We start from the raw sequence: 6,484 nt of genomic DNA on the forward strand, positions 1-6,484 counted from the left end.
GATTGTTTGTCTGCTCAATCCTGTTAATTCCTTGATTTGAACTGCGTTCAAATCAAGAGAAAAATACTTAATTATTTCTCTAAATCTCTTCTCTGAAATACGGGAACGATTTACATACTTGTTTTTTACTTTCATAACGGTACTTTAACATGATTTTAAATATGCTTAAGTTGTCATGACCAAGGTTTTATTATTAAAACAATCTTTCCAAAAAATTGATAATATGCGAGTAAACAATTTATCAGATTTACAAATTTTCAGTGAAATTGTTAAATTGGGCAGTTTTCGGGCTGCCGGTCAAAAACTAAATTTCTCCTCAGCCGTGGTTAGTAAGCGTTTACAGCGTTTAGAATCGCAACTTGGTGTTGCTTTAATTATGCGTTCAACACGTAGTTTGAGTATTACCGAAGAAGGTAAAAAATATTTTAAACATTGTCAACATATTATTAGTGCAATGAATGAGGCAGAAGCAGATATTTTGTCTACAAATACTATACCTAGTGGAACTTTATCAGTTTCTGTGCCTGATTATTTTGGTCGGCTTTACGTGGCACCATTAGTGCCAAAAATTCTTAAAAAATATCCACAGATTGATTTATCGCTTAATTTCTCAGACCAATTTATTGATATTATCGCTCAGGGTTATGACTTGGCAATTCGTATTGGTGATTTGCAAGATTCTAATTTAATTGCCACTAAATTGGCAAGCGACCAACGCGTTATTGTTGCATCAAAAAGTTATATTGATAAATTTGGACAACCTAACAGTCCACAAGATTTGGTTAAACATAACATCTTATTATTTACCAATTCCAATTCTTTTAATATATGGAAATTTAATCATACCAGCAAGAAACAGCAAAATATTAAGGTCAGTGGTAATTTTCAAACCAATAATTGTGAGAGTTTAAATCAGGCAGTAATGGCAGGTTCAGGCATCGCATTGCGCCCTCGTTGGGATGTTTATCAACATTTAAAATCAGGCAAACTGGTTGAACTATTGGCTAAATTCCCCACGCCAGCACTCGATATTCAGGCTGTGTATCCTAGTCGTATTTATTTGCCTTATCGAACACGTGTTTTTATTGACGAGCTCAAGCACAGCCTACAACAACAAGTTGAGTGGAATTACTAAACACACCCCGTTGGTTGCGGCATACCACCATATTTCGTGATTGGCTTCATAGGACCGGTCAACCATTCTTTAAAAAGAATTTTTTTGTCAACGCCTACAACTTTTGCAAATGTTCTAATTGGTGGCACAGAAGAATTTTCAGAGAAGTATTCTCTTGCTGCACGAATCTGATTAACTTGAGAATCTGATAATGTAATTTCATCTTCTGTTGCCATTTCATGCATGATCTCTTCGGTCCAAATTGAAGGGTCTACTAAGTAGCCATTTCCTGTTCTCTCTAATGCCATTGTAATACCATAGTAATTTAATTGGGTATATTATATAAGATTGAGTAAGGCTGATTCCATATAAATACACATTTTGTTTGTATGGATATCTGTTCATCTATAGTTTAGGCGTTAAAAAACCCTCGTTAGAGGGTTTTTTAATTTGGATATCCATTGCTGGAGCTATCTCATATCGTCTAATTCTTCTGCAGACTTCATGCCTTTCTTGTAGTCTTGAGTTGTTGTTGTTGTTTCTTTGCCTGTTCTTGCGTTTGAAGGGTTAGATGCGTTTAATGCTTCTACGCTGCTTCCTAAAGGTGGTCTGTTGCCTTTTGTGATGCCGTTAGCCATTGTTTTCTCCTAGTAAATTAAGTGCTATGTTGTTTGTTAATAAACAAGGGTTATTATATCAACTATGTTTAATTCGTAAGCTGTTTTTTTATATGGCAATCGCATAGGTATAATTTACCCACTATGGACTGGATGCAATTAACCTTACAAACAAGTAAAGATCAAGCTGATTTTGTTAGCGAGATATTAATGGGTTTGGATAGTGTGTCGGTTACTTTTAGTGGTACTCAAGATGATGCTATTTTTGAACCGCCTGTGGGTCATACACCTTTATGGCAGCATGTAACAATAACAGCCTTGTTTGATTTAGATATTGATCAAGAACATATCAAGCAAATGCTCAACCAAATTTGTCATATTGATTCTGTCGATTTTGAGCTTTTGAAAGATCGCGTTTGGGAAGATGAGTGTAAGAAAGATTTTCACGCCATGCAATTTGGACAAAGAATTTGGATTTGCCCTTCATGGGAAGATAGTGCTAGCTTGCCTGAGGATGCTATTATTATCGATATGGATCCAGGTTTGGCATTTGGCACGGGTACACACCAAACGACTGATTTGTGTTTGCAATATTTAGATGCAAAAATGCCAGTGGGTTGTAGCGTGATTGATTATGGTTCAGGCACTGGAATATTGGCTATTGCCGCAATAAAGCTAGGGGCAGTTAGTGTTGTTGCTGTGGATAATGACCCTCAAGCAGTGACTGCAACTATTAACAATATTACAACCAATAAATGTCAAGATCAGATCAACGTGTTACATACGCAAAATGAGCAGCAGCTTGATAAGGTTGATTTACTTATTGCAAATATTTTGGCCAATCCTTTAGTTGGTCTGTGCAAGCACTTTTCAAATTTAGTTAAACAAGGTGGCGATATTGCCTTATCTGGAATTTTAAAAGATCAATTACCAATGGTATTAGATGCTTATGGTGAGTATTTTGAGTCACTTGAAATTGAGCAAAAGGATGATTGGTGTTGAGTAAATGGCAAGAGAAAATAAAGTTATGACAAATAAAAAACAAATTAAAGCGGTATCACTTATTTCTGGTGGATTAGATTCATTATTAAGCACCAAGTTGTTACTCGATCAAGATATTCATGTTGAAGGTATTAATTTCTTCACTGGTTTTTGTGTAGAGGGGCATACTCATGCGATTCGCAAGCAGAAAAAAGATAAGCCAAAGCGTAATAATGCGTTGTGGGTAGCCGAACAACTTGGTATTAAGCTACATATTATTGATGTAATTGAAGAATATCGTGACGTGCTATTAAACCCTAAACACGGTTATGGCAAGAACATGAACCCATGTTTGGACTGTAAAGGTTTTATGGTTAAAAAAGCTAAGCAGTGGATGATCGAACATGATTTTGATTTTATTATTACTGGTGAGGTAATGGGTCAGCGCCCAATGAGTCAGCGCAAAGAAACCATGCCAATTGTTCAGGCTGAATCAGGTGCAGCTGATTTATTATTGCGCCCGTTGTGTGCTAAACATTTGCCAGAAACTAAAGCTGAAAAAGAAGGCTGGGTTGATCGTGAAAAGTTACTTGATTTTTCAGGTCGCACACGTAAGCCTCAAATGGCTTTAGCTAAAGAGTACGGATTTGAAGATTATGCAACGCCAGCAGGAGGTTGTTGCTTCTTAACGGATAAGCAATATTCTGATAAATTGGTTGATATGTGGCAGTCTCGTGGTAATCGTGAATACGAACTGGATGATTTAATGATGCTTAAAGTGGGCCGCCATATTCGTCCAAATCCTCGTTTTAAAATGATTATTGCTAGAGAAGAGGGTGAGGTTAAGTTTTTAGAAGGTTATAGAAATCAATATGCTAATTTATATCCCGTTAGTTGTAATGGACCGATTGCATTAATTGATGGTGAGCCAAATCAAGAAGATTTGAAAATTGCCGCACAAATTCTTGCACGATATTCTCAAGGTCGAGAAGAAGAAAGTGTTGATGTAGAAATTAAGCTTAGCGTTGGTGTAGTACAAAAATTGAGCGTTAAGCCATTTTTGGCTGATGAAATCGAAAAAAGCTGGATGGTTTGAAAAAACACAATATTATAATACTATTTATATTATAATAGTAATACTTTTATTATTACTTAAAGTATTATGAAAACAATTACCTTGAAAACCCAAGATGATTTTTTTGAGCAAATTAATCAGATGGCGCTTGATGCACATCTATCTAAAAGTGCACTGATTCGTAAAGCCATTCTGGATTATCAAAAGAAAACAAAAAACAGGGAAATGGCTAAAAAAATGCGAGAAGATTCTTTACGCTCTAGGAGTATGGATGATGAGCTGATTAGAGATTTTGAGGCCATAGATGATGAATATCTACTACCGCCTTGGGAAGAAAAATGAATTTTACCAGGGGTAATATTTATTTAGCCAATATGAATCCTAGCAGGGGTGCTGAAATTGGTAAAATCCGCCCAGTTCTAGTGATTCAATCTAGTAACCTAAATTTAAACAATCACAAAACAGTTAATATCTTGCCTTTAAGTACAGTATTGATTGACGACTCTACGTTACGTTTTAGAATTAAACAACGAGATCAATTAAAACATGATTCAGATGTTATTTGCGATTATGTGAGGGCGATTGATATCAATAAAATTACCTCAGATTCACTCACCAAACTCAGCCAAAACGAAATGAAGAAAATTGAAGAAAAACTTTCTTGGATACTGGGCTTTCATGATGAGCATTGATTAACAAAGTTCGACTTTGTCATAATTAGTGGGTAATATCGCTTAACAACTCAAGTAAATAATCTTTTTGTTTGGGTGTGGTTTTTTCTAGCAGCTGGTTGATTCTTAGTGTTTTGGTATTATCATCACCTTTAGCGCTATTCTCGCCCGTTACCAACCATTCAAATGACACCCCTAAAATACTGGCGAGTTTTACCAAATGTGCAGTGGATGGGTTAGAAATTCCCCGTTCCCATTGTCTGAAAATTGACCTAGACAAATGCATTTTTGTCGAAAGTTTTGATTTTGATAGGTTTAAATTTTCTCTTGCAATTTTAATTCTGCCACCAATTGTATTATTTTGTAGTTTCTCTCTATCCATAGTGTCATTTTTACTATCCATTTTAGGGGAAACTGTGCGATTATTCAAAAACTTGGTTGTAATTGGCTTATCAATGTTTGCCTTTCAAACGACAAATACAGTTGAGCAAACTAATTCATCAAGCAATATAGAGCTTTATATCCTCAATACGGACGTTGCTAACAACATAATGGTATGGGTGTTAAATTCAACTCCGAGGATTTAAAACTAAAACTTAGTAAGAATTTTATTAAAACCGGTGTGGTGGCAAAGTTTATCACCCCAAAACCCCTGACAATTTTGGAAAACGAACAATTAAAACTAGAGCATAAAAACTAAGTTTATTACTATTTTTGGCAATATATGCTAATATATGCCATAAATATTAAAAGAAATATTATTATGACAACAATGAATATATCACTACCTGCTGAAATGAAAACTTGGGTGGAATTTCAGGCGCAAAATTCTGGCAGATATACCAATACTAGCGATTATGTTCGCGACTTAATTAGAAAAGATCAAGACACTAATGCCAAAATTCAGCAAATGCAAGTTATGGTCACTGAAGGTCTTGAAAGTGGTGTTGGCTCTCGAACCATGCAGGTGTTGTCTCAAGCCGCACTCAAAGCACTTTAAAATAATTGTGAGTTATCGCTTATCCTCTAAAGCTGAAGACGATATTATTGCTATTTTTATTGAGGATGCTAGAGAGTTTGGTATTAAACAAGCACAAAAATATCATTCATTATTATCAGATGTATTAGATTTGTTGGACAAAAATCTAAAATTGGCTCAACAAAGATTTGAGATTAATCCACCTGTTAGAATTTATCCATTTCAAGCGCATTTAATTATTTATCTTATTGATACTAGTAATAATATCTTGATAGTTAGGGTTAGACCTCAAAGAGAGGATTGGGTTAATAACTGAGCAATTAAAGATAAAAGACTATTATTTGGCAATTGATTATGACATTTTAGCAAAAATTCATAACTCAAAATATCTCAACCACCGCCAACCGCTTTGATAATTTCTATTTGGTCGCCTGCATTCAGTAAGAATTTTACATGTTTGGATTTAGGAATTATTGCCTCATTTACTTCTAACGCAATACGTTGATCTTGATAATCCAATTGTTTGATTAAATTTTCAGCAGTAGTAGCGTCTTCAATTTTTAATTCTTTTCCATTAACAATAACAATCATTTGTCCATTTTTCCAATAGCACAAGAAACGAATGATTTTGCTTTGGCTTTAGCAGAGTCAAAACCATGTACTGAATCAGTTTCTGGGTAGCCCAAATCTAGCAATACTTTTATCAATTCATCTTTTTTGGAATCGTCAAGTTCAATACTAACGATGCCTTGTTCAATATTGATATCAATTTTATCAGTATCAAAAACAGCCACCAGTTTCTTGGTAATTGAGCCGGCACAACCACCACATTTAATATTTTCTACGGTAATTTCCATGATTGCTTTCCATTGTTGTTTGTGATCAATTATACCTAGTTATTTTATCCATTTGCTTCTCAGTGCAATCCCCCCATTTCTAACGCTTGCTAAAAATAGAATTTCCATTGTTTAAATAGCCTCAAGTAGCTTTCTTGGTGGAATCCCACCAATCGAACTATGAGGTCGTACGTTATTATATACCCACATC

Annotated in this window: 12 protein-coding genes; 7 read left to right on the plus strand and 5 right to left on the minus strand. The window is 35.0% G+C overall.

Features of this window, described 5'->3' with window-relative positions; genetic code table 11:
• The first annotated feature begins 223 nt into the window (after positions 1-223).
• Positions 224-1,135, plus strand: coding sequence for a LysR family transcriptional regulator (locus BTHERMOSOX_RS08580; RefSeq protein ID WP_212744639.1), 912 nt, complete (start codon positions 224-226; stop codon positions 1,133-1,135).
• Here BTHERMOSOX_RS08580 and BTHERMOSOX_RS08585 read toward each other — a convergent pair.
• Together BTHERMOSOX_RS08585 and BTHERMOSOX_RS08590 are read right to left on the minus strand one after the other, a co-directional pair.
• Positions 1,132-1,422 carry a TusE/DsrC/DsvC family sulfur relay protein gene (locus BTHERMOSOX_RS08585; protein ID WP_138120669.1) on the minus strand — a complete coding sequence of 97 codons (291 nt, stop codon included), beginning with the start codon at positions 1,420-1,422 and terminating at the stop codon, positions 1,132-1,134. The two genes, BTHERMOSOX_RS08580 and BTHERMOSOX_RS08585, sit on opposite strands and share 4 nt — an antisense overlap.
• Positions 1,423-1,584: 162 nt before the next feature.
• Positions 1,585-1,752: a hypothetical protein gene (locus BTHERMOSOX_RS08590; protein ID WP_171004708.1), complete on the minus strand. Its 168-nt coding sequence runs from the start codon at positions 1,750-1,752 to the stop codon at positions 1,585-1,587.
• A 123-nt stretch (positions 1,753-1,875) separates the two neighbouring features.
• On the opposite strand from BTHERMOSOX_RS08590, the gene prmA reads away from it, so the two are divergent.
• From prmA to BTHERMOSOX_RS08610, 4 genes are all read left to right on the plus strand, one after another.
• Positions 1,876-2,733 carry a 50S ribosomal protein L11 methyltransferase gene (gene prmA, locus BTHERMOSOX_RS08595; protein WP_138120670.1) on the plus strand — a complete coding sequence of 286 codons (858 nt, stop codon included), beginning with the start codon at positions 1,876-1,878 and terminating at the stop codon, positions 2,731-2,733.
• Positions 2,734-2,758: 25 nt separating this feature from the next.
• Positions 2,759-3,808 carry a tRNA (5-methylaminomethyl-2-thiouridylate)-methyltransferase gene (locus BTHERMOSOX_RS08600; RefSeq protein WP_138120671.1) on the plus strand — a complete coding sequence of 350 codons (1,050 nt, stop codon included), beginning with the start codon at positions 2,759-2,761 and terminating at the stop codon, positions 3,806-3,808.
• A gap of 66 nt (positions 3,809-3,874) precedes the next feature.
• Complete coding sequence (locus tag BTHERMOSOX_RS08605; RefSeq protein WP_138120672.1) at positions 3,875-4,129, plus strand: ribbon-helix-helix protein, CopG family; 255 nt, start codon at positions 3,875-3,877, stop codon at positions 4,127-4,129.
• A complete protein-coding gene (locus tag BTHERMOSOX_RS08610; RefSeq protein WP_138120673.1) occupies positions 4,126-4,479 on the plus strand; it encodes a type II toxin-antitoxin system PemK/MazF family toxin in 354 nt (117 codons plus the stop codon). Before BTHERMOSOX_RS08605 ends, BTHERMOSOX_RS08610 begins: the two co-directional genes overlap by 4 nt.
• A gap of 25 nt (positions 4,480-4,504) precedes the next feature.
• On the opposite strand, the gene BTHERMOSOX_RS08615 is transcribed toward BTHERMOSOX_RS08610, so the two are convergent.
• Positions 4,505-4,861 carry a helix-turn-helix domain-containing protein gene (locus BTHERMOSOX_RS08615; protein WP_171004709.1) on the minus strand — a complete coding sequence of 119 codons (357 nt, stop codon included), beginning with the start codon at positions 4,859-4,861 and terminating at the stop codon, positions 4,505-4,507.
• A gap of 360 nt (positions 4,862-5,221) precedes the next feature.
• Here BTHERMOSOX_RS08615 and BTHERMOSOX_RS08620 point away from each other — a divergent pair, with 360 nt between their 5' ends.
• Both BTHERMOSOX_RS08620 and BTHERMOSOX_RS08625 read left to right on the plus strand, forming a co-directional pair.
• Complete coding sequence (locus tag BTHERMOSOX_RS08620) at positions 5,222-5,458, plus strand: type II toxin-antitoxin system ParD family antitoxin (protein ID WP_138120675.1); 237 nt, start codon at positions 5,222-5,224, stop codon at positions 5,456-5,458.
• A 7-nt stretch (positions 5,459-5,465) separates the two neighbouring features.
• Positions 5,466-5,753: a type II toxin-antitoxin system RelE/ParE family toxin gene (locus BTHERMOSOX_RS08625; protein ID WP_138120676.1), complete on the plus strand. Its 288-nt coding sequence runs from the start codon at positions 5,466-5,468 to the stop codon at positions 5,751-5,753.
• 74 nt (positions 5,754-5,827) lie between these two features.
• Here BTHERMOSOX_RS08625 and thiS read toward each other — a convergent pair whose 3' ends face one another.
• A complete protein-coding gene (gene thiS / locus BTHERMOSOX_RS08630) occupies positions 5,828-6,028 on the minus strand; it encodes a sulfur carrier protein ThiS (protein ID WP_138120677.1) in 201 nt (66 codons plus the stop codon).
• Complete coding sequence (locus BTHERMOSOX_RS08635; protein ID WP_138120678.1) at positions 6,025-6,294, minus strand: heavy-metal-associated domain-containing protein; 270 nt, start codon at positions 6,292-6,294, stop codon at positions 6,025-6,027. The genes thiS and BTHERMOSOX_RS08635 overlap by 4 nt, the downstream gene beginning before the upstream one ends.
• Positions 6,295-6,484: the final 190 nt, after the last annotated feature.

It is taken from the genome of Bathymodiolus heckerae thiotrophic gill symbiont (assembly GCF_900128515.1).
Taxonomy (GTDB): Bacteria; Pseudomonadota; Gammaproteobacteria; order PS1; family Pseudothioglobaceae; genus Thioglobus_A.